Raw genomic sequence first — 25,060 nt, 5'->3', positions numbered from 1 at the left:
AAAGTCAAAAGTCAAAAGTTTTGTATATTAAAGCTTTTGCATGGTATTGGGAAAATGACAAGGGGAAAGACTTGTTGGAAGTTCTAAACTTTTGTCACTTTGTCCCCTTGTCCCCTCTGCTCCCCTGCTTCCCCTGCCCTCTTAATCAGGAGGTGGGTCACGAGGAATAGTGACAGTTGTTGAGACAAAGTTACTTGGCTTACCGCTCTTAATCGCATCGAAAGTGCCTTTAATAGTACCAGCAATGGGAACAGCAACAAGTGTCCCCAACAAGCCAGCAATCTCAAATCCCATCAAAATAGCTACAAAAATCCAGATAGGATTCAGTCCGATAAAGTTGCCAAGTAACCTGGGAGCTAACAAGTTATCTTTAAGCTGCTGCATGAGAATTGCCGCTATGGCAACTTGAACTGCCAACCACCAACTTTGCAGCAGTACTAAAATCGTCACTAGACCAATGCCGAGAGATGCCCCGATAAAGGGAATGAGTTCCGAGATCCCGATTAATATGGCAAACAACAAGGCAAAGGGCAGCTTCATTACTAAGAAAATTGGCGTCAGGGTTAGCACCATGAACAGTCCTAGCAATAACTGGCTGAGGAAAAAGTTCTGAAAATTTAGGCGCAAGGATGCGGTAAGAGGATCTGCAATATTAGAGGGCAAAAGATTGATCAGACCATACCAGACGCGATCGCCATATAAAAGCATATAAAATGCAAGCACGATTACTAACACTACGTCAAGTAATCCTGAGAGCAGTGTTCCAGCAAATCCCACTGCACCAGAAGCTAGTTGTTGTACCAGATTCTGAATGTTGGCATTGATTTGGCTGCTCACAACCCTTAAATCAATTGGCAAACGTCGTTGTTTTGCCAGCATCTCAAACTGCTTTAAGTTTTCTTGACTGGCTCCTAACCAATCAGGGATATTATTTAACAGTTGAATTGTTTGATCAATGATCAACGGTACTAGAGTGACGCCCAGAATCACCAACAGGGTTAATGTTCCAAGTAAAACTATGATCACTGCCTGAGTGCGCGTGATCCGGGCACGTTCAAAGAACTTAACCGGGTAATTTAGTAGAAAAGCCAGAATCGCTGCAATGATCAAGACGGTAATGGGATGCTGAAAATAGCGAAAAAGCACAGACAGCAGCCAGACATTGAGAGCGATAATCGGGCCGCTTAGACCATAAATTAACAGGCGTTGAAGGGAGGCCGAACGGCGCATCTTATGCAACCTATTTTAAATATTCTTTGAGAGAATTTGTAAAATTCTTGATGGTGCTGATCATCATCATAGATATTTTTAACAAAGACATGTATAAGCGTATCTGATAACAAGGAAGTAAATCAAAATGGACAAAACCGTAGCTGACCTTCGCAAAGACTACACCTTGCAAGGTTTAAGCGAACTTGAGGTTGACCTCAATCCGTTTATTCAATTTAAAAAATGGTTCGATCAGGCACTAGCAGCTCAACTTCCAGAACCTAATGCCATGACCATTGCTACCGCGACACCAGACGGTAAGCCCTCAGCCAGAATGGTATTACTCAAAGATTTTGATGAACGGGGCTTTGCATTCTTTACCAACTACAACAGTCATAAAGGACAAGAACTAGCAGAAAATCCTCAGGGGGCTTTAGTATTCTGGTGGGCAGAACTAGAACGTCAAGTGCGGATTTCGGGGTATGTGGAGAAAGTTTCCGAAACTGAGTCCGACCAGTATTTTCACAGCCGCCCTGCCAACAGTCGTCTGGGTGCGTGGATATCTAATCAAAGCGAGGTGATAGAAAGCCGAGAAGTCCTGGAGCGACGTTTGCAGGAGTTTAAGAGCAAATATGAAAATGAGGAGATTCCCCGACCTCCTCATTGGGGGGGCTTACGAGTGATCCCCATAGAAATTGAGTTTTGGCAAGGCCGCCCCAGTCGTCTGCACGATCGCTTGCTCTATAGCCGTTTAGATAATCACACTTGGAAAATTGAGCGGTTGTCACCGTGAAGGGAAAGCAGGGAGCAGGGGGCAGGGGGCAGGGGAAGCAGGGGAAGAAGAACCTATAACCAATGCCCCGCGTCAAATTACCATTGAGCAATCAAATTTTGAATTGCTGCCCGTGCTTCTGATAGAGATTGGGTACGGGCATCTCCCTCGTTCAGGCTATTAGCGTTAATAAATTGAATGTCTGTAATTCCAATAAAACCGAAAATCGCCCGTAGGTAGGGTTCTTGGAAGTCGTAGGCAACAGCAGGGGAGGTCGCGCTAAAGTCACCGCCGCGAGCTGTGATGATAACCGCCTTTTTACCCTCGACTAATCCTCTTAAGCCTTGAGCATCTACAGCAAAAGTCCGGTTAGCGCGAACAATTTGGTCGATGTAAGCCTTAAAAGTGGAAGGTATATTGAAGTTGTACATTGGCACTCCAAAGACGTAGCGATCGGCTGCTAAAAACTCATCAATCAGTTCGTCAGAAATCCTAAGTGCCTCTGTTAATTCTGGGGTATGGGTTTCTGGTGGTGAAAATGCCGCCGCAATCCAAGCTTCATCTACGTGAGGAATTGTGTGATGCCCGATATCTCGATAGGCGATCGCATCTTGAGGATGTGCTGCTTTCCACGCACTGACGAATTCCTTAGATAGTTCTCTGGAGTGCGAGCGCTCACCACGAGGGCTGGAATCAATATGTAGGATGTTTACCACCAAATATCTCCTGATTAGCTAGCATTTACTGCTTTTACTGTTTTTGAGTCTAAATTTCAAAGCATTACATCAGATACTAAAAGTAACTAGTTACTAAAGTAAAGTAGTTACCATAAAGTAACTGTCGAACAATTTTAGCTAACTTATCGATGTCTGTCTCTAAAAATCCTGATGCTTGCCCTGTCAGTATTCTGATGTCCTTACTATCAGGCCCCTGGACAATGTATATACTGTGGGTGTTGTGTAATAGTGGGCCTACTCGCTTTGGTGCATTGAAACACCTAGTTGAGGGCATCTCCACCAAAGTTCTGACGGAAAGACTGAGGATGCTTGAGGCAGCAGAAATTATTTATCGCCACTATGAACCAACTGTCCCACCACAAGTAACTTACGGTCTTACAGAACGTGGTCAGGAACTCATTGATGTACTTCATCAACTCAGTGCGCTTGCTGAACGTTGGTATGGCAGCGAACAACGGGAATAGTGACCACTGAAGTTGTGGGATTGGAATAAGAACGCTTTATGCTTCGTTGCAAGCAATCCCAGCATAATTTTTCTTTTTGAGTGCGGCTCTAAACCCAAAACTAAAGTTATTCCCTATTCCCTATCCCCTATTCCCTATTTACTGCTACTTTGGGAGAAAACTGAATTCTGGGATCTGGCATGAAATTGTATCTCAAGTACAATCCTCCCCAGACAAACAGGATAATTAACAACGCACCAATACCAAGGGGACTGGGAAGCCAGAAAATGGTTTCTATGTGGTTTAGCTCACCAGGCTGGAGTTTCCACACTAATCGATTGCCATTTTTTTCTGGCTCTATCGCAGTTTCAGTTAGTTGAATATTTTTGGCTCCCCAAGGAGTCTTCAAGCTAAATTCCAAGTCGAGAATTGAACCAGCATTAGTCAAGACGTTACCTTTGCTGGCAATTAAGGATAGCGATCGCAAATCCAAATCATAAATTAACCGATTTCGGACTAAAAGTAAAAAATTGTTCTGCTCCAAGAGTACATTTGATTCAATTTTCGGTAGTTCTGAGTCAGATTGGCTCTCCACTGACTCAGAGGATTGATTCGCACGGGAGTTAAAAAATTCGTTAAACTTCTCTTGTAATTCCCTACCACTACTAAAAGGAATGGTGACAATGATTTCTTCTTGGGAAACTCGCTGTGTTTTCCCCTCTAGTTGACGGGCGCGGCGCTCTATGCTGTTTAACCATTCGTACACAGAATCGCCACTAAAACTAGTTAGCCGCTCTCCCAACTTAATATGCTGTACTAATTCGCCACTATTTGAGTTTTCAAAATTAAGCCCTACATCGTACTTAACACAGCCAGTCAGTAGCAGCGATGTTAACAGCACTAGCCAGAGAATAGGATTTCGTATGGGAAAGACGCGGTTCATTCGATTTCGACCATTCAATGTCAATAAAAACCTAAATGGTCTGATTAACCACAAGAAAATCTGTCTGAAAATGGAAGAATTCATAACTATAAGTCTCTCCAAAAGTCAAACTTTTTAACGAATCTTGACTTTTACCTCAATACAAGGCAAATTGGTGTTAAACGTTTCCACACCAGTTTCTATAATTTTGGTAAAGTTCGCAACAGATTGGTAAAGTTTATTCAATTACTACAAATTTGCAAAAAGTAGTATAATCTTTAATGAATAATTCATTAAATGTGAAAAACTATTTTTCGGAACATTATATCAATCACTTAACTAATAATATTTTGCTTTATTGTTTTTAGATTAAAAAATTTGGATAATAACTAACGCTATGTGCAAAAATTTAGTTTTACCGCAAGAGTATCGAACTGTAATGGTTGCAAACCAAGCAGACGATTGCAGACACCAAAATCTAAGTTCATTATAGGTTATTTCAGGGGTAGACTCTATAATGCAATCACATAAAAATTCATCCAATTTACGACAAAAAGCTGTTAAAGGGGTGTTGTGGTCTGCTCTAGACAATTGGGGACGTCAAGTTATTGCCCTTGGTATTTTCTTTATACTGGCACGCTTGCTAGGGCCAGAAACTTTTGGTTTAGTTGCTTTATCCACCATATTTTTGAACTTTTTGCAGATTTTTATTGACCAAGGTTTTTCCCAAGCAATTGTACAACGTCAAGATATAGAAAAAGAACATTTAGATACTGCCTTTTGGACTAATTTAGGAGTCAGTGGACTGGTAGCAATATTAAGTATTGCTTGTGCTGGATTAATTGGTGATTTATTCAAAGAGCCACAGGTTACGCCAATAATCCGCTATTTATCTTTAGGCTTTATAATTAGTGGTTTTAGTACTGTTCAAGAAGCAGTATTTCAACGAAAACTGGCTTTCAAATCCCTTGCTATACGCTCATTGTTAGCAGTAATTATTGGCGGAATAGTCGGTTTAACTATGGCGTTTATGGGATTTGGAGTCTGGAGCCTTGTCGGTCAGCAATTAACCACTAGCTTTGCACAAGTTTTAGTACTTTGGTGGGTAAGTGACTGGCGTCCAGGATTCAGATTTTCGCCAAAACACTTCAAAGAACTATTTGCCTTTGGAGTGAATATAATGGGGATGAATTTATTTAACTTTTTAAACCGCCGTTCTGACGATTTTTTAATCGGCTACTTCCTGGGTTCCACTGCATTAGGGTATTACAGTGTTGCCTATCGTTTGCTGCTAAATTTAACGCAATTACTAACTGTCATTATTTCAAAAGTTTCTCTTTCTACCTTTTCCAGATTACAAGAAGAACCTGAAAGATTACGCAATGCACTTTATCAAGGAATCCAACTTACAAGCTTAATTACTTTTCCGGGGTTTCTGGCCACGGTAATATTAGCACCTGAAATAGTATTGGTTATATTTGGAGAAAAATGGTCACCAAGTATTCCAGTAATGCAAGTTTTGAATCTTATGGGTATTATTTATGCTTATTTTTATTTTAATGCCCCTGTAATGATGGCTGTAGGAAAACCTTTTTGGAAATTGGCTTTAGATTTTGTACAAGCCGTCTGTAATGTTATTGTCTTCGCTATATCAGTTAAATGGGGAATTGTTGCTGTTGCAGCAGCTTACGTTCTCAGAAGTTATTTGATGGCACCCCTTGATATTTGGGTAGTTTGGAAGTTGATTCGCATTGATATAAGAACTTACCTGCGCCAAGGTTTGATCCCTCTAGCAGGAACAATAATTATGCTGATTGCTATTTTTATTGTTAAATATTTTTTGAGTACATTAATCAGTTCTTTTGCGTTACTAGTTCTTTCTATATTTGTAGGTATCATAGTATACGTTTTGTCAATTTTCTTGATTGCGCCAAAATTATTTTGGCAAGTGGTAAATATTGCCCGTTAAGGCAGCATATATAGGATTTATAAGCTCTACGATTAGCTAACAGCGAACCCAAAACTGCTACTACCGAATGAGCAACAAGGCTCTGCCTCTTGATTTGACAGGAGGCAGAGCTTCTATTCGACACAATTTTTTTGTTATTGAGCGTAGTCGAAATATACTAGTGCGGCTATACAACTCAAGTTTTCATTAATACTTCTTTTCTCCAACAATAACTGCTTTCTCTTGTAACTAAAACCCAAAATATCCCAATCATCACTAGATAACCCAACGTGGTGAGCCAAATTGCCCAGATGAAGCAACTTTTGGGAATGCTGCTAAAGAGTTAAAAATATCACAATATTTGTACTGCTGTAATTGGTTAGCGATCGCCTACAAAGAAAACATCAGCAGCAACAAGCTTTTTAATCATAACTCTTGACTTTTAATTTACAAGCAGTCGTAAAAATTACATCCTCTTGACACAACATTGACAAATTACTTATGTAAAGTCTAAACAACTCCTAAAATGAAAAATGAAAAATGGAAAAAATAAAATCAATTTTTCTACCTAAAACATTTGTTGATGGGAACCCCTACATAACACAACTAAGTGATAATTTAGAAAAAGTAGGTATTGAATTAGTACTCCCAGGCATTTCATCTTCAACAACCTTCTTTTTACCCTTAGTAATTTTACGTGAGAAGGCAGATTTTATACATTTGCATTGGTTAGATCCATTCTTTGCATATCAAAATCAATTTAATATACTCAAATTATTAATAGTTGTATTGCAGCTAGTTTTACTAAAATTATTTGGAATAAAAATTATTTGGACTGTACATAACCTGAAGAATCATGAAAGCGTAAACTTTATTTTTGATCGGATTTATAGCATTATCGTAGCTGAATTGTCTAATGCTATCATTACTCATTGCCAAGTAGCAAAAGAAGAGACTGTGAAACAGTTTTCTATAAGGAACAAAGATAAAGTATTTGTTGTTCCACATGGTAATTACATAGACTTTTACGAGAATAAGATTGAAAAAGCAACAGCCAGAGAAAAATTAGGTTTAAAAGATTCTAATCTTGTTTTTCTCTTCCTTGGTTCAATTCGTCCCTACAAAGGAGTATTTCAACTTATAGATACGTTCAATCAACTACACAGTGAGAAAATCCAACTAGTAATTGCTGGTAGAGTTCACTTGGATAATCAAGAAATAACAGATACGCTTCGGCAGAAGATTGCTAATGATCAAAGAATCAAGTTTTTTCCAGGCTTTGTTCCAAATGATGAAATTCAACTTTATATGAATGCTTGTGATGCAGTTATCTTTCCATACCGGGATATTTTAACATCGGGTGCAGTACTTTTAGCAATGTCCTTTGGTAAAGCTTGTATAGCACCACGCAAAGGTTGCATCGGAGAAGTGCTTGACGATGCAGGTGCATTTTTATATCAGATAGATGATCAGAATGGCTTAATAAATGCTATAAATTCTGCTGTAAAAAAGCACGATGAGCTATTTTTGATGGGAGAACATAACCTCCAGCTAGCTAAAGAATATAATTGGAAATACATTGCTAAAATGACAGCAGATGTATATTATCATGCTGATAATAATTAAATAATTTAAGTATTAGGTATCCGATTAGGTAAGAGAAAAGTAAAGTTAATGTCTTAGTGCCGCGTTGAAAGCGGTCAAAGGCAGTAATTTCCGAAGACGCCGCGCAAATAATAGCTTCAAAGAGCAAAAAATAAGTATTATCCGAAACATTGTTAACGACCATAATTAAATGGTTATTCTTGTTCCTTTGAATAACTCTACATTCATCTGAAATTACTGCTCATAGTAGGAAACTAATCTAATATGAGTTGTTATCAGCTTGGGCTTCCTGAAATACTTAACCAAACCAAGTACGAGATGGTTAAACCGATAGCAATTAGCGCCACCCAAATAAAGCGATTATCTCTGGTATTGACCTGACTGAGGTCAACGAATTCCGGCTCCGTAGGTTTAGGCTTCTGCTGTCCAGAAGATTTAGTAGACTTAGCAGCAATAGAAATTTTGAGTTCATTATCGGCTAGTGCGCCCAAGTCTGGGATTTCGGTCATCCACTCGCTGGGTCTTTTTAGCTTTGGTGCTTTCAAGATGTAGAGCATCCGTCGCGCTTGCTTGCCAATTTCAAAATGGGCATGGCGTTTAAGTCTTTCGCAAAGAGCGATCGCATCATCGGTGCGTCCAGCTGCTTCATAAGCTGTCACCAGATGAATTTCTACTTCCCCCCCAAGGCGAGAATTACGAGCTAATAGGGCGCTGGCTTTTTCTAAATTTTCTATGGCTTCGCGGTATTGCCCATTTTCAAAAGCAACTTTCCCAGCCTGGTAGCGGGTTTTAGCAATTTCTAAACTTTCTACACTCACGGTTTATACAAAAATCACCACTATTTTAATTTTGCCAATACCAGCAATCTTTTTGGAATTTTTTCAAAAGCTAGCAACCTGAAACTGAATAAACTTCTAAAATTTTAACTAAGTAGCTGTGATTATTTTCTAATTAAAAATTCCGGTATCAAATACAAGTGAGCAAAATATGTTGAAAATCAAGCATTCGCAACTAAATTGGCTCTTAGCAGGCATGACTATAACAGTGATGGGTGTAAGCATTGCTCCAGCTTCTGCACAGTCTGTGATCGTGATTGATGGTGCTTATGGAGCCAGGCAATCGCCTGCTGTAGGTTCCTTCATCTATAGTAATCCGATTCCCACACCTGGTTATGGAGTTAGGCAATCGCCTCCTGTAGGTTCCTTTATTTATGGTAGCCCGATTCCCACACCTATGCCTGTAGATCCAGGAACGGGACTCATGCCACAACGCAATAATTACCCCGATTATTACTATCCCCAGTTCAGGCAGAACGTGAGAAATTCCACCCTGATTAATCCAACTTTGATTAATCCGGCAATTCGAGACTCAACCATAGTTAATCCGGTGATTATAGATAATTCATGGCATCGTAGACCATTTAGCGGCGGGCGATCGCGTGTTTTCGTTTATCCCCGGTAAAGAGAGATGAGGGAGATGAGGTAGAGCTTTTTACTCCAAACTCCTCACTTTTGTACAGACGCGATTAATCGCGTCTGTACCTCACTCTTATTACATAAACTGCGAACCCAGAATCATCGTCCCAATCCCAACATCAGTAAAGATTTCGAGTAACAGGGCGTGGGGAATGCGACCATCGATGATGTGTGCTGCACGGACTCCTTGAGCAAGCGATCGCACACAACAACTGACTTTGGGAATCATCCCACCGCTAACTATACCATCGGCAATCAACTGGCGGGCTTCACGAATATCTACTTTTGGAATCAAAGTAGATGGGTCTTTGTAATCTTTTAAAATTCCACTGGTGTCAGTCAGTAAAATTAGCTTTTCTGCTCCCAGTGCAGCAGCAATTTCTCCAGCTACAGTATCGGCGTTAATGTTATAAGCTTGCCCTGTCTCATCTCCGGCGACGCTCGACACTACCGGAATATAGCCATTGCTAGCGAGGGTTTCTAAAATCTTGATATTCACATTGCTGACTTCGCCCACAAAGCCGATGCCTTCTTGACCTTGGGGACGGGCTGTAAATAGATTACCGTCTTTACCGCAAAGTCCTACAGCCAATCCACCCGCTTGGTTAATGAGCGCGACAATTTCTTTGTTGACTCGACCAACTAAAACCATTTCCACCACATCCATTGTGGCGGCATCAGTGACTCGCAAACCATTCTTAAATTGTGGTTCAATGCCCAGCTTATCTAACCAACTGTTAATTTCTGGGCCACCGCCGTGGACTACAATCGGACGCAAGCCGACGCAGGATAAGAATACAATGTCGCGGATAACTTTGTCTTTGAGTGCGCTATCTTTCATGGCTGCGCCGCCATATTTGACAACAACAGTGCGACCGGCAAATTGTTGAATATAAGGTAGTGCTTCGCTTAGTACACGTACACGAGTGGCTTCAGCTTGCCTGATGTATTCAGAATCGTTGACCGTCATGAGCAGCCTAATAGAGAGAGTTAAAACCTATTTCAGTAAGTGTAGAAGACTTTGTAACTCGTCACAATCTCTGATGCCATTGAGTATGTCTGTACTGATAAGCTATAGCTAGTGCTGAAATTTGCCCAAGACTACAGGCATTGATCACAAAAGTTAGGGAAAGGGCGATCGCAAACAAACAGAAAAAGGCAGGCTTTATACCTAACCTCAAATTTTGCTTCCACCAGATACTTAATGTGTCAATAATCTGGGCAACTTTCATGACTTACCAATCTAACTTTGGGAAAACTGTACTTAATGTTAAGAGTTCCCAAAAATACAGTGGGTATAACATTCTATGGAAAAATGTTCAAAAAAGCTGCTGGAATAAGTACAAGCTGTTATCCAGATCAAGCATTCTCTAAGAAAACTCTACAAACAAGCCTAAAGAATAAATCTCAAATATCTTACTTACAAGGAATTCGCTCTCAAACAGTTGTTAGTTGATTGACATTACCTCAACTGAAAAATTTAGTATCAAACTAAATTCATGTGAAGCCATCACATATTTTTACCAGCTAATGAGATTGTGTTTTGAGAACGCCAGGAATTGCCTCAAGTATTCGCTTGGCAACATCTTCAGGCGTATCTCCCTCTCGCTCGGTGATGTGTAAATCGGCTTGAGAATAAAGTGGTGTTCGTTGGTCAAGGAGCGATCGCATTACGCTACGCCATAATCTGTATACTGACGCTTATAAGGAGCTTGCAAACCCAAGACAATATCCTCTCGTGGTACTCCCATCATCACTAACTCCTCTGCTGGATTGCGATCGGTTAAATTCTGTTGCAGCCAGATTTTGCCATCTTTAATATCAAAATGCATCACGCATCGATAAATACGATTAAATTCTTGCCAACCTACATTCATCCATTGATAATGATTGCGTTCTGTGTCTAAAATCAGTTGCACTTCGACATTGTTATCCGAGACATCAGCACTGGCATAGTTCGTCAACAATGTTTTAACATATTCTTGATATCTTGCTAGTTTATCCACTCTACAATCACCTCATCTACTGGATTGTAAACAATTAATAGCACCTGATACTGTTTGATCGCAGTTTTAGTAAACTCCAGTTGAAAAAATGTTTTGTACGTATCCAATGGAACTGCTAAGTATAAGACTCGCTCTGGTTCATGTCCTGCTAGTGCTATACGGTAACTAAGAAATTGTCCCAAAGCAGAGTAAAAATCTGTAATTGCCGAGGGGTTTAAAAAGCTTTTGATTTCAATTGCTATTTTTTCATTTCCTTTTTCTGCGGCAATTATTTTTTCTACGCCTAAATCAATTTGAAAATTGACTTCCCCAAATTTAAATTTTAATGGATCGCTCGTAATCCTCCATTGTTCTTTTTGCAAAGCTTTTTTAACTGATTCATGAAAAATATCTTTTGCAGACACAGTTAGATTAATATTCCCTATTAATGAGAAACTGTTTTTTTTAGTACGCCAGGAATTGCCTCGAGTATTCGCTTGGCAACGTCTTCAGGTGTATCTCCCTCTCGCTCGGTGATGTGCAAATCGGCTTGAGAATAAAGTGGTGTTCGTTGTTCAAGGAGCGATCGCAATTTCTCTTTAGGATCTGCATCTTGCAGCAGTGGTCTTGTGGTATCCTCAGCTAAACGGCTGTAAATTATCTCTACTGGCACATCTAGCCAGACTATCAAACCGTGGTGCAGGTAACCCCAATTTTCTCGCCGCAGTACAATGCCGCCACCGGTTGCGATAGTCAACTTTGTAAAAGCACAAATTTGTGAAAGCACGTCGCTTTCTAATTGGCGAAAGCCTGGTTCACCAACTTGTGCAAATAACTGATTGATAGATTTACCTGTTACTTGGGCAATAATATTATCGGTATCCACAAACCCATAACCCAATTCCTTCGCCAGTAAGCGTCCTACTGTCGTCTTACCAACGCCCATTATCCCAATTAAGTACAGGTTGACTCCTTGTAATAAGCTGCTCACCAGTTGCTTTGCTCCAATTCTGAGTGCTGAGTCACAGTTTCTAATTATAAACTCAATGACTTAATCTCGGATTTAAAAATATGGAGTTTCTCACCGATCGCGCAACCGGATAAAATTACTTGATTGGCGATCGCTAATGATCTGATAATTAAAATATAAATTCTTATTATAGGAGTGTTTCTTGATTAGATGTCTAAGATACCACATGATGATAACTTTGTGATACTTCATCATAGTGGCTTTATTATGCACTCAGAAATTACTTACTGCACTCAAAACCGCCGCTCAATTGGAGAAATATTGAGGGATTTAATTTTAATCTGGGAAGTTATTGCCAGAAGAAATGAGATATCAACTGGAATTTATCTGAAAGCTTTTATTTGTTTTTAAATTCTACAATTTTCTCTTCTATTTAAGAGGAATTAACTGTAGTAATTACCGTTATTAGTGTATTTGAAGTAACTAAGGCAATAGATTAACGATTCGTCTGTGAAATTACTGTAATCATAAATGATAAATTTCTCACGAATGTAGTAATTTGCCTCAAGTAACTAGGTAATTGCTGCATAGCGATCGCTATGCTTAACTAAAAAATTAATATAGCTTGTTTGAAACTTTATCCAAACTATTTCTGTCTATTTAAATAATCCGAATTTTTACTCTGGTAAGTAAATTCAAGTATACAGAATACTGTGTTTCTACTAGCACAACGTCATTATTCTAAAAGTTCAGTTATAACAAGCCCTAATCAATTAAATGTTTCCTATAAAGGTGTAAATAATGACTTATATCTTGCGATCGCCCACAAAAGCTTGCCAAGTTGAGATTTCGGCACAAAAACTACTGCATATTTCACCCCAATAAGGCTGAATGAATAAATATAGGATGGATGAGGCGTCAACTATGACTCGAATTCGTGATGTTGTACAAAAAGCTTTAGCAACTGGCTATTTGACAATGGAAGCTGAAAATCAACTACGACAACTGTTGACTTCCCGGTATGACTTGGAAGATTTTAATGCTTTCATGACTTTGCAGGAAGCTGCCATGACTGGTAAGGTCAAGCAAGAGTCTAGAGAGCGGTGCGGCATCAAATAGAGACGTAGCCTGCTACATCTCACCGACGGGGGCGTTTACCATCATCTTCAAAATCATCATCATCATCAAAAAATTCCCAATCATCATCATCATCGGCTTGATTGGTAGTTGGCGGCTGATAAGGGGGGATAATTACCCGGTAATCAGCATCATAAACAGATTCAGTTTTTCCCGCAGCCGTATTTTTTGGTTCCCGGTAGCTGTAAGAATAAACTGAACCAGATTGAGAACTGCTTTTGGCTTCTGATTGACGTTCGTAATTTGTAGAGTCTTTAGGCTGTTGAGCTTGAGAATTAGAAGTAGGTGTTTCCTCTGACTTTTCATCAAAATTCCAATCATCATCTTTACTGCTATTTGTCTCCCAATCATCAAATACATCACTAGTAGGCTCTTCTTTTTTACTAGCTGGTGGTGGAGAACTGGCAGGACGAGATGTAAATTTTTCTCTACGGGTTGCCTTCGCACGAGGCGCTGTGCTTCGGCGGTTAGGAGTTTGGCGTTGTCTTCCTCCAAAATAATTGGATAAATTAAACAAGGTCGCAATCAATATAGATGTGAAAGCACCAGTGGCAGTACTAAACAAAATCCATATCGCTAGTGGTAATGGTTGAGTTCGCACGCCCAAAAATACTAGCGATAGGGCAGGTGAGAAATTTTGGACTAATAACAGCGTTAGTCCTCCCAGTACTGCCACCAATAGAATTAAGCGAATTACAGCCATAGCAATTTTGTCAGTTGTCAGTTATCAGTGGTCACTAAAGAGGAAAGGGGGCAGGGGGCAGGGGGAAAACCTGATAAATAAATTTATTTGCTCTGAGACCCTAATAGAGTCGGTAATTCCAGAATCTTTCTCGCTCTGCCCTCTGCTCCTTACTCCCCTGCCTCTTTGATCAGTTGTCAGTGGTCAGTTATCAGTCTGAATATTCTTCGCTAACTACTATTCACTGACTACTGACACTATCAGCCATCTCTATCATTACCTTTTTAGGACTATTGTGAAATTTACAATAAATCCATTGAGAATGTTAGCGACGACCTTGCCACCTCTGAATTGGAATGCAGTCAATATCTAGTTGATCTAAAGTACGGGCAACTACAAAATCCACTAAATCCTCAATAGTTTGGGGATTGTGATACCAGGCAGGAATCGCGGGGACAATTCTCACTCCAACTTCTGCTAGAGAGGTTAAGTTACGGAGGTGGATGAGGCTAAAAGGCGTTTCACGAGGAACAATGACCAGCTTTCGTCCTTCTTTGAGTTGGACATCTGCCGCCCGTTCTAGTAAATCGGAACTCAAGCCAGTCGCTAGCTTTGCCACTGTGCTCATGCTGCATGGAATAATTATCATCCCCAGAGTAGCAAATGAACCACTGGCAATTCCGGCTCCAACATCACCCCAAGGATGGCAGCGAAGTTTACCCGAAATTGCCACTCCAGCTTGCTCTCGCCAGAATTGTTCTTGCCCGGTTGGTTCTGCTGGCATCCGAATTTCCTGTTCTGACTGCCAAACCATGTAAGTAGATTTAGAGGCAACCAATTCAATACTAAACTCCGCTTCTAGCAAAAATTTGATTGCACGAACAGCGTAAATCAGACCAGATGCGCCTGATACGCCTAAAATTAGAGGTTTTGTGTTATTCGACACGTAAGGTTTACTTTATTAAGAGACAGGGGACAGGGGCCAGGGGGCATTGGGCATAGGGCATGATGAAAAGGACTTGGGGACAAGGAGAATTAGGGACAAAGGGAAAGACTTGTTGCAAATCACTTAAGTCACCTTGTCCCCTTGTCCCCTTGTCCCCTTGTCCCCTTGTCTCCCCTCCTCCCTGCTCTCTGCTTTTTCACTTTACTCATCATCAGAGTAAGGGTCTAGGTCATCAGGCTCAATGTCATTTGGTAAGTAGAGGTCTGAAAACTCCTCATTAGAACCACCGCCAGTTAAACCTCTGGGTACGCCATCGCTGCCAACTGTTACCAAATCAATCTGCTGACGGTAGTAATCGACACTCTTAACTTGTACGGCGACGCGATCGCCTAATCTATAAGAAGCGCGATTTTTCCGACCAAACAGTGCTTGTTGTCTGGCGCGATATTCATACCAATCATCTTTGAGAGAACTGACGTGTACCAATCCTTCTACCCGCAAAGGCACACCAGGATTACTGCTGGACTCTACCTCAGCTGCTGGTACTTCAATTTCTACAAAGAAACCGTAGGATTGAACCCCGGTAATTACGCCTTGAAATACCTGACCGATGCGTTGCTTCATCAGTTGGGCTTTTTGCAGTCCGGCTAAATCGGCTTCAGCTTCTTGGACTTCTTTTTCTCGGTCGTTGATTTGGACAATTACCCTAGTTAAATCGCTTTGCAGTTCTTGTTGCAATTCTGGGGGTAAAACATTCCAGTTAATTTCCTCGTGGCTGGAGGAGTGGCGCAGGTTAACGCGCTCTCTTACACGGGTATTGCGGCGATCGCGTCCGTTTTCGAGTAGCGCGTAATACACTCTCTGCATGAGCAAATCTGGGTAACGTCGCAAAGGAGCGCTAAAGTGGACATATTGCGGTAATGCCAGACCAAAGTGAGATCCTTTGGTGGTGCTGTATGCAGATGGTTTTAGTGTATCTTGTAACAAGTAAGTAAGAACTTGCTCAGAAGGAGATTCCGCAAAAGCTGTGGTCAAATGTTGATAATCTAAGGGTTGAATATCGACTTCTGGATCTAGTGTGAGGTCAACGCCTAAATTGACTGCCAATTTCAGCATTTCCTGGACATCTTCGACATCGGGTGTACCTTGAACTCGCCAGATGGCAGGAACACCAAGAGCATTTAAGTGAGTTGCCATTAGTTGATTAACTAACAGTACCAACTCCGTGAGTAGCGATCGCACTGGTAAATCATTCACTACCACAGCGCCAAGAATCCCCTCATCATAGTAGGCGTTTTGGCTGGGCGGCAGATTCAACTGGAGGCTACCACGATTCAAGCGTACCTGTTTGACGGCTGTTTGCAAGGCTTGGAGGTCTTGCAAGATTTGGGAAACCTGTGATGATTGCTCTTGTGCCTCACCTGTGAGAATTGCTTGGGCAAGTTCAGTACTCAGTGCTGTTTCGACGTTAATTACACTAGGTTGAATTTCCCACTCTAGGACTTGTCCAGATTGGGGATCAATGGTAATTAAAAAAGAGATGGTTAAGCGATCGCTCCCAGGTATCAAAGAACAGCGTTCTGCCACAGTTGGGGGCAAAATTGGCAGTACTAATTCTCCCAGATACACTGATTTGCCCCGTTTGAGTGCTTCTCTATCTAAGGCTTCATCAGGTTGGACATAGTGAGAAACATCGGTGATATGAACGCCTAAAAGCCAATTTCCGGCTAAGTTTTTTTCTAAACTAAAAGCGTTTTCTATAACTTTGGTATCGCCATTTACCCCTGCAATGGTAAAGGTAAATAAATTACGTAAATCCAGCCGATTTTTCAGGTCTGCTTTGAGTAGCTTTTTGGGCAACTTGGCTGCTGCATCTAGGACATTATCTGGAAAAGTCCGGGAAAGGTCGTGTTTGCACGTAACTAAATCTATATCAGCAGCAGCTTCGGCATCGCTACCGAGGATTTGCACCACTCGACCAAGGGGAGGATATTGTGCCAGTGGGTAACGCAAAACTTCTACATGAACCAAGTGATCGATCGCTTCTTCCAATTTTGCCCCGTTTGGCTGGATCTTCAGTTCAAACAGCAATCGATCATCTAAAGGCACAGCCCTAAAACCAGCTTCCACCTGCTTAATTCGTGCCAATAAAGTGTGGTTAGAACGTTCTAGAATTAGCTTCACCTCCCCTTCGGGAGAGCGACGGCGACTACCTTCTTTGAGAACTCTGACCAAAACGCGATCGCCATTCCAAGCATTACTCAGATGACTTTCGCGGATGTAAATATCCTCAGCTCCTTCCACATCTTGAATAGCAAAGCAAAAACCTTTACTAGAACAACGGAGTTTTGCTTCGATTATTCCCTCTTCTGAGACACGGCGGTACTTGCCCCGTTCTTTCACTAAAATACCGATTTTTTCCAGAACATCTAAGGCAATGTGAAGTTTTTGTAAACTTTTTTCATCTTCACAACCAAGTTTCTTTTCTAAAACCTTCCGAGCTACCAATTTATCATCGGTGAAATTGGCAAGGAGTGTAGCGATTGAAAATTCCATGCAGTGAACCGACCTTTGGTCAAAACATCATTTTTGTTTAGCAAAACAGAATAAAAGCGTCAGTTGCCAGAACTCAGAATTAAATTCTCTGTAACTTGCGGATAGCGCAGTGGTAGCGAGTCCGCAAGCGTCTGAATCAAGAGGTTTAAGTTCCCCACAAAAATTTTCTTGTTTTGTGGTCAACTTTTATAGTGGCGGATCTCTCCTACAAAGTTGCTCCTCTTGGGGAGACCCCAACACCGCACTTTGCGCTGAATTCCCCACTATATTGATTCTGAATCCTGAATTCTGAGTTCTGAATTCTTCTTCAATCTGGTTCTTTTCTGTATATCCTCACGGCTTACAGAAACAAGTTGGAAACGAATTGCTCAGAGGCAAGACTTCCTAAGTTCTAAGGAAAGGAAGCCCGACCCCGCAAGAGTGATAAACTACTCCCGCAGTCTAAGCAAAGGAAGCCGACCCACAGACAATGGGCGTCTACGAACTTCTCACTGCACGATGATCTCAGAGTTCGCCTGCGTTCAAGTCTCTTCACCTAACCAAACTTAAGATTACACGCCTGATTAGGATTTAGCCCCGCTAGGTAATTACACGACGGGTTTTTGAGAAGCTGGGTTTAGAGAATCCAGACTGCCCAAAAGGGCTATGCAGGGGAGCCACTGCCGTCTTAGGGCTTCCCCAAATGGAGAAGGCAGTGCGGTCTTGGGGTCTCCCCAAGTGGAGCAACTGCCGTCAAGTGGCGTGGAAACTACAGGTGTTTGATTGTCTAGAGTGAAGGTAATTTTACGACATTAGACTCTGATTTTGAACTAGGCGGAACTGCCGTGAACCTAACTTTCCCACATGTAGAATCGGTAACAATTAGGTAAGCAGCTTAATAAGCAGTGAGGGCGAACCTTATCTCCATTATTGTAGATTTAGAGCGCACTTCCAGAAAATAGTTCTAGATATCCTGTTGGGTAATCAGTATAGCATTGCAGGCAAGACTACCCAGATTAAGTTAGCACTAGCAAAAAATTTCGTCAAAAAAGAGCTATTGCTACAATAATTGGGACACAGGGCAAAGTAAGAATATCACCTTGATAACTTCATCGCCTGCCAAGAAACTGATCACCGAAGAGGCAGGGAGCAAGGGAGAAAAATTCTAAGATTCCCCTGTCAAAAGGAATCCAGAGCAAATAAATTTATTTATGTCCTTTGATTTAAACATTTATTTCGAGACGCTCAAGCGCAAGAAATAATGCGTCTACAGCGTAAGGCCCCTACATTTATGTATGGGGTGTATGAGGTTCTCTCCCCTGCTCCCTGCCCCCTGCCCCTTGTCTTCTTCCTTGAGGCATCCTGGGTATCGAGTAGATGTAAATTAAAGTAAGGGCAGATGAGCTAGCTTGAACATACAGGCAGGATCAACTCCGTTATTAAAAATATTTAGATTGGTAGCAGTACTATGTTGGCTCAATTCCAGAGCTTGTATCCCAAAGGCAGTCTGATTTCTGAATTATTGCAAATTTTTCAAGGAAAATATATTGTCCGGGCAAGCGTGCAAATAGAAGGCGTAACCCGTGCTACGGGTATGGCAGCAGCAGAAACAGTAGAAGCAGCAGAAGACCAAGCCAGAACTAGGGCGTTGATAGTTTTGGGTATTACAAATGCACCACAGCAATCAGTGGCATTTAGCTCAAATCCAACTCCTCCAGCGCAGCTAAATCCTTCCTTGAATACCAAAGGCGGATTGAATGAATCGGCTGCTTATTCCTCTGCAAAGGATGAGGATTTTGTTGGTAGTCAGTGGCCAATGGTCAGCGACAAAGAAATATCGATACCACCTTCTAAAGTACGGAACATCAAACCAGAAGTAGTAACAAACAATAATGAACAGTACGGGTACAGCAGTAGTGCGTCCCCACCAAGCGATAGCTATAGCCAGGATTTAGGTCAAAACTTTCCTACGATAGCCAACAAAGAGCTAGAATTTGACCCACCAGTGGAAAACTTGGAAATAACCTTTGATAACCAGGTAGAAAATCAAACCTTTCCAGAAATTTCTGCCAATAATGTCACACCATTTACACCTCGGAGTTACAGCCCTCAAGAGAATGTTGCCACCCCGTCAGTGACAGGAAAGAGAAAGAAGAAAGCTGAACCCGTGGATTTATCGGATGTAATTGCTAAAACAGATGTCGAACTTCAGCGTTTAGGCTGGACACCAGAACAAGGGCGGGAACATCTAATTGAAACCTACGGTAAGCGGGGGCGTACTTTGCTAACTGAAGAAGAATTACACGGATTCCTCAAATACTTACAATCTCAGCCAGACCCAATAGCGGGATTTTGATTAGTCATTTGTCATTTGTTCTTTGTCCAAATCTGTATTAAGTTAAGCAGTCCACCTATTCCAAAAATAACCCCTCTTCAGTTATGAAAAGGGGTTATTTTTGGGGTTTAAGGAAATTAAAAGTGGTAAATCACCATTTACCGATCGCAACTATTAATTAAGAACAGCAACTGCTGGACGGCTACCAGCAGCGTGACGGTCAATCACTTGGTCAATCAAACCGTATTCTCTGGCTTCCTCTGGTGACATGAAGAAGTCACGTTCAGTATCTTCAGCAATCCGCTCAATTGGTTGACCTGTATGTTCAGCTAAATAGTCGTTCAGCCGCCGTTTGTGGTATAGAATCTCCCGCGCCTGAATTTCAATATCAGTCGCTTGTCCTTGAGCGCCGCCTAGAGGTTGATGAATCATAATCCGAGAATGGGGTAGACTCATCCGCTTACCCTTAGCACCAGCACTGAGGAGGAAAGCGCCCATACTCGCCGCCAATCCGGTACAAATTGTACAGACATCAGGGCGAATGTGTTTCATAGTGTCAAAAATGCCCATACCAGCCGTCACCGAACCACCGGGAGAATTGATGTACATATAAATGTCTTTCTCCGAGTCTTCGGCATCCAAATACAGCAGTTGGGCAACAATCAAGTTAGCAATGTTGTTGTCAACTTGTTGTCCCAAAAAGATGATGCGCTCACGCAACAGCCGTGAGTAGATGTCAAAGGCGCGTTCGCCTCGACCCGATTGTTCAATAACGATAGGAATCATGGAAGCGTGTTTGTGGATACTTTAAATACATTTTATCGGTGACAGCACGAAACTGGGGTTTATCTCTATTGTTCTCAAGCAGATAACTTAAACCTTTATCAAAGAAAGGCAGATGGCAGATGGCAGAGGGCAGAGGGCAGAAGACAGAAGAGATTTAGCCCTTCTCTGATTGCCCAAACCGTCTGCGCGACCACTTTTTAGCAAAGGTTTAAGACCTACACTGAACGGGAGTTCAGGGCTGCCAAGTCAGGAGGGGTCGAATCCCATAAAGACTTATTCCTTCTGCCCTCTTACTTCTTCAACGTTTTCCCTTGCCCAAAAACAGTACAAAAGATGATTTTGCGATAAATTCAACCCCCAAAGGCACTTTTTAACCGCAAAATATGTCTAAGAAAATATCCCATGAAGAACAAATCAAAATACTCTAATCATCGCCAACCTCATATCTCGGCATTTGCTGGATAACTTTGACGATGTGGTGATTAGACCGATGACCAAAATCAGACTTGCTTAGGGAATTATCTTAATCCTGTAACAATTTAAACATTTTTTTAGGATTTCCCTTGGAAAATATCAAATTATTTTTGTTACATTCAGTAAGTCCATCAAACTAAATGTATTTAGAATAACTAGTCATACTTGAAATGCTATCCATCCAGAGAGACGTGCCATGTTGGAAAAACTTATACAAGCTGCCATCATCACCTTCTTACTCCATCTGATAGCAGTACTTAGCCCAAATACTTTAATTCAGTCCAAGACAGCATCACCTGTTCGAGAAACGCCACCAAATATTGTTAGCTTGCTATTGCGATCTTTTCAGTAAGAATTTTTCACCAATTGTATAGGTGTCAGCCCCTACAGGGAAGTCAAAAGTGTCAACTTAACCTAAAAGTAGCTTAACTGAAAACTTCCTCACCCGCCTTGAACTAAAGTTCAAAGCTCATAGCTCAAGTCTACTGAAGTAGACTAAAGATTTTTAGGAATATTTAGTCATCTAAAGATGACTTGAGCTATTAGTAAGGAACTTAAGTTCCTTGCGGTACATGGCTTTTACCTTAAGCTGACACCAATAAGCAATGTTGTGCCCTTACAAATAATTGATGTGTTGCAAATATTATTTGAATTGGTATAAGAACCCCATAAATAAATTTAGTTGTTCTGCATTAAAATTATTCTTTGGTCAGCGATATCACATTATGTACTACGACTTCTGACCCAAGAGCTAATTCGCTCGTAGGATTTCTTGCTTATCTACATACCCGTCTAGCCTAAGACTCCTGAGAAGAGGATAGACTGAGCAAAGAAGGCAACTATTTGCATTTAATCATGACTAATCGCCTTGCTGAAGCTAAGAGCCTCTATCTCCGCAAACACGCCGAAAACCCCATTGATTGGTGGTCTTGGTGTGATGAAGCACTTGCAACTGCAAGGGCGCAAAATAAACCGATTTTTCTCTCCATTGGCTATTCTAGTTGCCACTGGTGTACTGTCATGGAAGGCGAGGCTTTTTCTGATATTGCGATCGCTGACTACATGAACGCTAATTTTCTTCCCATCAAAGTAGACAGAGAAGAAAGACCTGACCTCGATAGCATCTACATGCAAGCTTTGCAGATGATGAGTGGTCAAGGGGGTTGGCCTTTAAACGTATTTCTTTCCCCAGAAGATTTAGTGCCATTTTATGCTGGTACTTATTTCCCTGTAGATCCCCGCTATGGCCGTCCGGGATTTTTGCAGGTGTTGCAAGCTCTTCGCCGTTATTACGATACCGAAAAAGCAGAATTACAGCAACGCAAAGCCTTAATTATTGAGTCGTTGCTCACGTCTGCGGTGTTACAAGACGGTACAACAGATGAGCTTGAAGACCATGAATTACTCCGTCAAGGTTGGGAAACCAGCACAGCTGTAATTACTCCTAGTCAATCTGGTAATAGCTTTCCGATGATTCCCTATGCAGAATTAGCACTGCGAGGAACTCGATTTAATTTTGAATCTCGTTATGATGGCAAGCAAGTTTGTACCCAACGGGGACTAGACTTAGCACTGGGAGGTATTTACGACCATGTGGGCGGCGGCTTTCATCGCTATACTGTTGACGCTACTTGGACAGTACCCCACTTTGAAAAGATGCTCTACGACAATGGGCAGATTGTGGAGTATATAGCTTCTTTATGGAGTGCAGGAGTTGAAGAAGCAGCCTTTGAGAGAGCAGTTGCTGGTACTGTACAATGGCTGAAGCGGGAAATGACCGCGCCTGAAGGTTACTTCTATGCTGCTCAAGATGCCGACAGTTTTATTGATCCCACGGCAGTAGAACCTGAAGAAGGAGCCTTTTACGTCTGGAGTTACGGCGAACTACAACAATTGTTAACGCCTGAAGAATTAAAGGAATTAGAACAGTTTACTGTTACACCTAACGGCAACTTTGAAGGGCGTAATGTCTTGCAAAGACGCTATTCTGGGCAACTGAGTGCAACGGTGGAAATGGCTCTGAGTAAGCTTTTTACCGCTCGCTATGGCGTTAGTTCTGAGTCTTTAGATTTTCCCCCAGCTCGTAACAACCAGGAAGCAAAAACCACGAACTGGCCAGGTCGCATTCCCTCTGTGACAGATACGAAAATGATTGTCGCTTGGAATAGCTTGATGATTTCTGGGCTAGCTAGGGCTGCTGGGGTTTTCCAAGAACCGTTATATCTAGAATTAGCAGCACGAGCAGCGAATTTTATCTTGGAAAATCAGTTTGTCGATGGGCGTTTTCAGCGACTCAACTATCAAGGAGAACCAACCGTTTTAGCGCAGTCTGAAGATTACGCCTTTTTTATTAAAGCTCTCCTGGATTTACAAGCTTCCAACCCTGAGCATAAACTGTGGTTAGAAAAAGCGATCGCTATCCAAGATGAATTTAACGAATTTCTCTGGAGTGTAGAGTTAGGTGGATATTATAATACGTCAAGCGATTCTAGTCAAGATTTAATTGTGCGGGAGCGCAGTTACGCTGATAATGCTACACCATCAGCGAATGGAATTGCGATCGCTAATCTTGTTCGTCTGGCTCTGCTCACTGATAATTTAGATTATTTGGATTTAGCGGAACTTGGTTTGAAAGCTTTTAGGAGTGTAATGCATGGCGCTCCCCAAGCTTGCCCCAGTTTATTTACAGCGTTGGATTGGTATCGTAATTCTACCTTGATTAGCAGCACCACTGAACAAATAAACTCTCTGATCCCCAAGTTTTTACCAACGGCTGTATTTACGGTAACATCTGATTTACCAGAGGGAAGTGTTGGGTTAGTTTGCCAAGGTTTGAAGTGTCTTGCACCAGCAGAAAGTGTAGAGCATTTATTACAGCAAGTGGAGAAAAGTCAGAATAGAGGATGATGGGCATGGGGCATTGGGCATTGGGCATGGGTTAATGACTACGCGAAGCGAATTAACAGCGATTGTGTTAGCAGGCGGTAAGAGTTCTCGGATGGGTCAAGATAAAGCCTTGATTCCCATTCAAGGAGTGCCTTTGTTACAGCGAGTTTGTAGCATTGCTCATAGCTGTGCTGATGTTGTTTATGTAGTCACTCCCTGGCCAGAACGCTATCAAGACTTGCTTTTGCCTGATTGTGAGTTTATTCGGGAAGTGCCTTTATCTGGAGAATCTCTCGCCCAAGGGCCTTTAGTTGGATTTGCCCAAGGGCTAGCCGAAGTCAAAACAGATTGGGTACTGTTGCTAGCTTGCGATTTGCCGAGATTGCAGGTTGAGGTGTTGCAAGATTGGGTAAGTAGACTTGATAGCGTGAGGGATAATGCGATCGCAGCTTTGGCTCATCATCCTAAAGGTTGGGAACCTCTGTGTGGTTTCTATCGCCGTCGCTGTTTGCCACAACTCTTAGAGTTTATCAACCAAGGGGGGCGATCGTTTCAGCAATGGCTTCAGCAATATCCTGTAGAAGTTTTGCCTTTAGCAGAACCCGAAATGCTGTTTAACTGTAATACACCAGAGGACTTGGCTTTAAGTTAACGTCAGTCTCCAACGGAGGCGCACCTTAAAAATTTAATTGCGAATTGCGAATTGCGAATTGGTTTCATTTTTGCGTGCCAATACCGTCGCACAAGTGCCTATCGCTCTCGCTAACATTAAGATTATTCTGTAAATAACCGCCTACCCAATCACAACTGCGCCCTATTAAAGTGTCTAAGTCTAGATTCCAGAAATCTAGATTCCACAGTTTGATTGTCTTGTCACGACTGCCAGAAGCCAAAGTCTTGCCGTCGAGGCTAAAACTCACGCTATAGACAGGGTTATCATGCCCAGTCAGGGTGTGGATTTCCTTTGCTGTCTCTAGATTCCACAGTTTGATTGTCTTGTCTTCACTGCCAGAAGCCAAAGTCTTGCCATCAGGGCTAAAACTCACGCTCCAGACAAAGTTATCATGCCCAGTCAGGGTGCGGATTTCCTTCCCTGTATCTAGATTCCAAAGTTTGATTGTCTTGTCATCACTGCCAGAAGCTAAAGTCTTGCCGTCGGGGCTAAAACTTACGCTCCAGACAAAGTTATCATGCCCAGTCAGGGTATGGATTT

General features: G+C 41.7%; 23 protein-coding genes and 2 pseudogenes. 10 read left to right on the top strand and 15 right to left on the bottom strand.

Annotated elements, in window-relative coordinates; translation table 11 throughout:
• Positions 1–141: 141 nt before the first annotated feature.
• The gene (locus RMY00_RS34970) at positions 142–1,230 is read right to left on the bottom strand and encodes an AI-2E family transporter (RefSeq protein WP_322651942.1); all 1,089 of its coding nucleotides are present in this window, start codon (positions 1,228–1,230) and stop codon (positions 142–144) included.
• Between the two features lie 127 nt (positions 1,231–1,357).
• On the opposite strand from RMY00_RS34970, the gene pdxH reads away from it, so the two are divergent.
• A complete protein-coding gene (gene pdxH / locus RMY00_RS34965; RefSeq protein WP_322651941.1) occupies positions 1,358–2,002 on the top strand; it encodes a pyridoxamine 5'-phosphate oxidase in 645 nt (214 codons plus the stop codon).
• Between the two features lie 77 nt (positions 2,003–2,079).
• Here the strand turns inward: pdxH and RMY00_RS34960 are convergent, their stop codons facing one another.
• Positions 2,080–2,697 (bottom strand): FMN-dependent NADH-azoreductase, encoded by a 618-nt coding sequence (locus tag RMY00_RS34960; RefSeq protein WP_322651940.1) that lies wholly within the window; start codon positions 2,695–2,697, stop codon positions 2,080–2,082.
• Positions 2,698–2,846: 149 nt separating this feature from the next.
• Here RMY00_RS34960 and RMY00_RS34955 point away from each other — a divergent pair, with 149 nt between their 5' ends.
• Positions 2,847–3,182, top strand: coding sequence for a helix-turn-helix domain-containing protein (locus RMY00_RS34955; RefSeq protein ID WP_322651939.1), 336 nt, complete (start codon positions 2,847–2,849; stop codon positions 3,180–3,182).
• A 127-nt stretch (positions 3,183–3,309) separates the two neighbouring features.
• Here the strand turns inward: RMY00_RS34955 and RMY00_RS34950 are convergent, their stop codons facing one another.
• The gene (locus RMY00_RS34950; protein ID WP_322651938.1) at positions 3,310–4,188 is read right to left on the bottom strand and encodes a DUF3153 domain-containing protein; all 879 of its coding nucleotides are present in this window, start codon (positions 4,186–4,188) and stop codon (positions 3,310–3,312) included.
• Positions 4,189–4,600: 412 nt separating this feature from the next.
• Here RMY00_RS34950 and RMY00_RS34945 point away from each other — a divergent pair, with 412 nt between their 5' ends.
• Positions 4,601–6,052, top strand: coding sequence for a lipopolysaccharide biosynthesis protein (locus RMY00_RS34945; RefSeq protein ID WP_322651937.1), 1,452 nt, complete (start codon positions 4,601–4,603; stop codon positions 6,050–6,052).
• 519 nt (positions 6,053–6,571) lie between these two features.
• The gene (locus RMY00_RS34940) at positions 6,572–7,657 is read left to right on the top strand and encodes a glycosyltransferase family 4 protein (RefSeq protein WP_322651936.1); all 1,086 of its coding nucleotides are present in this window, start codon (positions 6,572–6,574) and stop codon (positions 7,655–7,657) included.
• 254 nt (positions 7,658–7,911) lie between these two features.
• On the opposite strand, the gene RMY00_RS34935 is transcribed toward RMY00_RS34940, so the two are convergent.
• Positions 7,912–8,454 carry a tetratricopeptide repeat protein gene (locus RMY00_RS34935; RefSeq protein ID WP_322651935.1) on the bottom strand — a complete coding sequence of 181 codons (543 nt, stop codon included), beginning with the start codon at positions 8,452–8,454 and terminating at the stop codon, positions 7,912–7,914.
• Between the two features lie 214 nt (positions 8,455–8,668).
• On the opposite strand from RMY00_RS34935, the gene RMY00_RS34930 reads away from it, so the two are divergent.
• Positions 8,669–9,097, top strand: a complete 429-nt coding sequence (locus RMY00_RS34930) for a hypothetical protein (RefSeq protein ID WP_322651934.1) — start codon at positions 8,669–8,671, stop codon at positions 9,095–9,097.
• Between the two features lie 90 nt (positions 9,098–9,187).
• Here RMY00_RS34930 and argB read toward each other — a convergent pair whose 3' ends face one another.
• The 6 genes and pseudogenes from argB to RMY00_RS34900 form a co-directional block, all read right to left on the bottom strand.
• Positions 9,188–10,081, bottom strand: a complete 894-nt coding sequence (argB, locus tag RMY00_RS34925; RefSeq protein WP_322651933.1) for an acetylglutamate kinase — start codon at positions 10,079–10,081, stop codon at positions 9,188–9,190.
• Positions 10,082–10,142: 61 nt separating this feature from the next.
• Positions 10,143–10,343, bottom strand: coding sequence for a hypothetical protein (locus tag RMY00_RS34920; protein WP_322651932.1), 201 nt, complete (start codon positions 10,341–10,343; stop codon positions 10,143–10,145).
• 295 nt (positions 10,344–10,638) lie between these two features.
• Positions 10,639–10,782, bottom strand: a pseudogene (locus RMY00_RS34915) (shikimate kinase); the annotation flags it as partial.
• Positions 10,782–11,117, bottom strand: coding sequence for a XisI protein (locus tag RMY00_RS34910; protein ID WP_322651931.1), 336 nt, complete (start codon positions 11,115–11,117; stop codon positions 10,782–10,784). The pseudogene RMY00_RS34915 and the gene RMY00_RS34910, both read right to left, overlap by 1 nt.
• Positions 11,105–11,521: a XisH family protein gene (locus RMY00_RS34905; RefSeq protein WP_322651930.1), complete on the bottom strand. Its 417-nt coding sequence runs from the start codon at positions 11,519–11,521 to the stop codon at positions 11,105–11,107. The genes RMY00_RS34910 and RMY00_RS34905 overlap by 13 nt, the downstream gene beginning before the upstream one ends.
• Before the next feature lie 20 nt (positions 11,522–11,541).
• Positions 11,542–12,087, bottom strand: coding sequence for a shikimate kinase (locus RMY00_RS34900; protein ID WP_322651929.1), 546 nt, complete (start codon positions 12,085–12,087; stop codon positions 11,542–11,544).
• A gap of 903 nt (positions 12,088–12,990) precedes the next feature.
• Between RMY00_RS34900 and RMY00_RS34895 the strand changes: the two genes are divergently transcribed.
• Positions 12,991–13,185, top strand: coding sequence for a hypothetical protein (locus RMY00_RS34895; protein WP_322651928.1), 195 nt, complete (start codon positions 12,991–12,993; stop codon positions 13,183–13,185).
• A gap of 19 nt (positions 13,186–13,204) precedes the next feature.
• Here RMY00_RS34895 and RMY00_RS34890 read toward each other — a convergent pair whose 3' ends face one another.
• From RMY00_RS34890 to RMY00_RS34880, 3 genes are all read right to left on the bottom strand, one after another.
• A complete protein-coding gene (locus RMY00_RS34890; RefSeq protein WP_322651927.1) occupies positions 13,205–13,906 on the bottom strand; it encodes a LapA family protein in 702 nt (233 codons plus the stop codon).
• Positions 13,907–14,210: 304 nt separating this feature from the next.
• Positions 14,211–14,831, bottom strand: coding sequence for a flavin prenyltransferase UbiX (locus RMY00_RS34885; protein ID WP_322651926.1), 621 nt, complete (start codon positions 14,829–14,831; stop codon positions 14,211–14,213).
• Positions 14,832–15,032: 201 nt separating this feature from the next.
• Positions 15,033–17,387 (bottom strand): ribonuclease R family protein, encoded by a 2,355-nt coding sequence (locus RMY00_RS34880; protein ID WP_322651925.1) that lies wholly within the window; start codon positions 17,385–17,387, stop codon positions 15,033–15,035.
• A 1,447-nt stretch (positions 17,388–18,834) separates the two neighbouring features.
• Between RMY00_RS34880 and RMY00_RS34875 the strand changes: the two genes are divergently transcribed.
• Entirely contained in the window at positions 18,835–19,722 is an 888-nt protein-coding gene (locus RMY00_RS34875) for a hypothetical protein (RefSeq protein ID WP_322651924.1), read from the top strand.
• 153 nt (positions 19,723–19,875) lie between these two features.
• Here the strand turns inward: RMY00_RS34875 and clpP are convergent, their stop codons facing one another.
• On the bottom strand, positions 19,876–20,487 hold the full coding sequence (gene clpP / locus RMY00_RS34870; RefSeq protein WP_196517036.1) for an ATP-dependent Clp endopeptidase proteolytic subunit ClpP: 612 nt from the start codon (positions 20,485–20,487) through the stop codon (positions 19,876–19,878).
• 670 nt (positions 20,488–21,157) lie between these two features.
• Between clpP and RMY00_RS34865 the strand changes: the two genes are divergently transcribed.
• The 3 genes from RMY00_RS34865 (at position 21,158) to RMY00_RS34855 (ending at position 24,499) form a co-directional block, all read left to right on the top strand.
• On the top strand, positions 21,158–21,313 hold the full coding sequence (locus tag RMY00_RS34865) for a hypothetical protein (RefSeq protein WP_322651923.1): 156 nt from the start codon (positions 21,158–21,160) through the stop codon (positions 21,311–21,313).
• A gap of 503 nt (positions 21,314–21,816) precedes the next feature.
• Positions 21,817–23,868, top strand: a complete 2,052-nt coding sequence (locus RMY00_RS34860) for a thioredoxin domain-containing protein (protein ID WP_322651922.1) — start codon at positions 21,817–21,819, stop codon at positions 23,866–23,868.
• Positions 23,869–23,902: 34 nt separating this feature from the next.
• Positions 23,903–24,499: a molybdenum cofactor guanylyltransferase gene (locus tag RMY00_RS34855; RefSeq protein ID WP_322651921.1), complete on the top strand. Its 597-nt coding sequence runs from the start codon at positions 23,903–23,905 to the stop codon at positions 24,497–24,499.
• A gap of 64 nt (positions 24,500–24,563) precedes the next feature.
• Here RMY00_RS34855 and RMY00_RS34850 read toward each other — a convergent pair.
• A pseudogene (locus RMY00_RS34850) lies at positions 24,564–25,060 on the bottom strand (WD40 repeat domain-containing protein); the annotation flags it as partial.

It is taken from the genome of Nostoc sp. ChiVER01, from assembly GCF_034531155.1.
In the GTDB taxonomy this organism is placed as follows: Bacteria; Cyanobacteriota; Cyanobacteriia; order Cyanobacteriales; family Nostocaceae; genus Nostoc.
The sequence above is the reverse complement of the archived record's forward strand: the minus strand, read 5'-3'. Positions and strand labels throughout refer to the sequence as shown.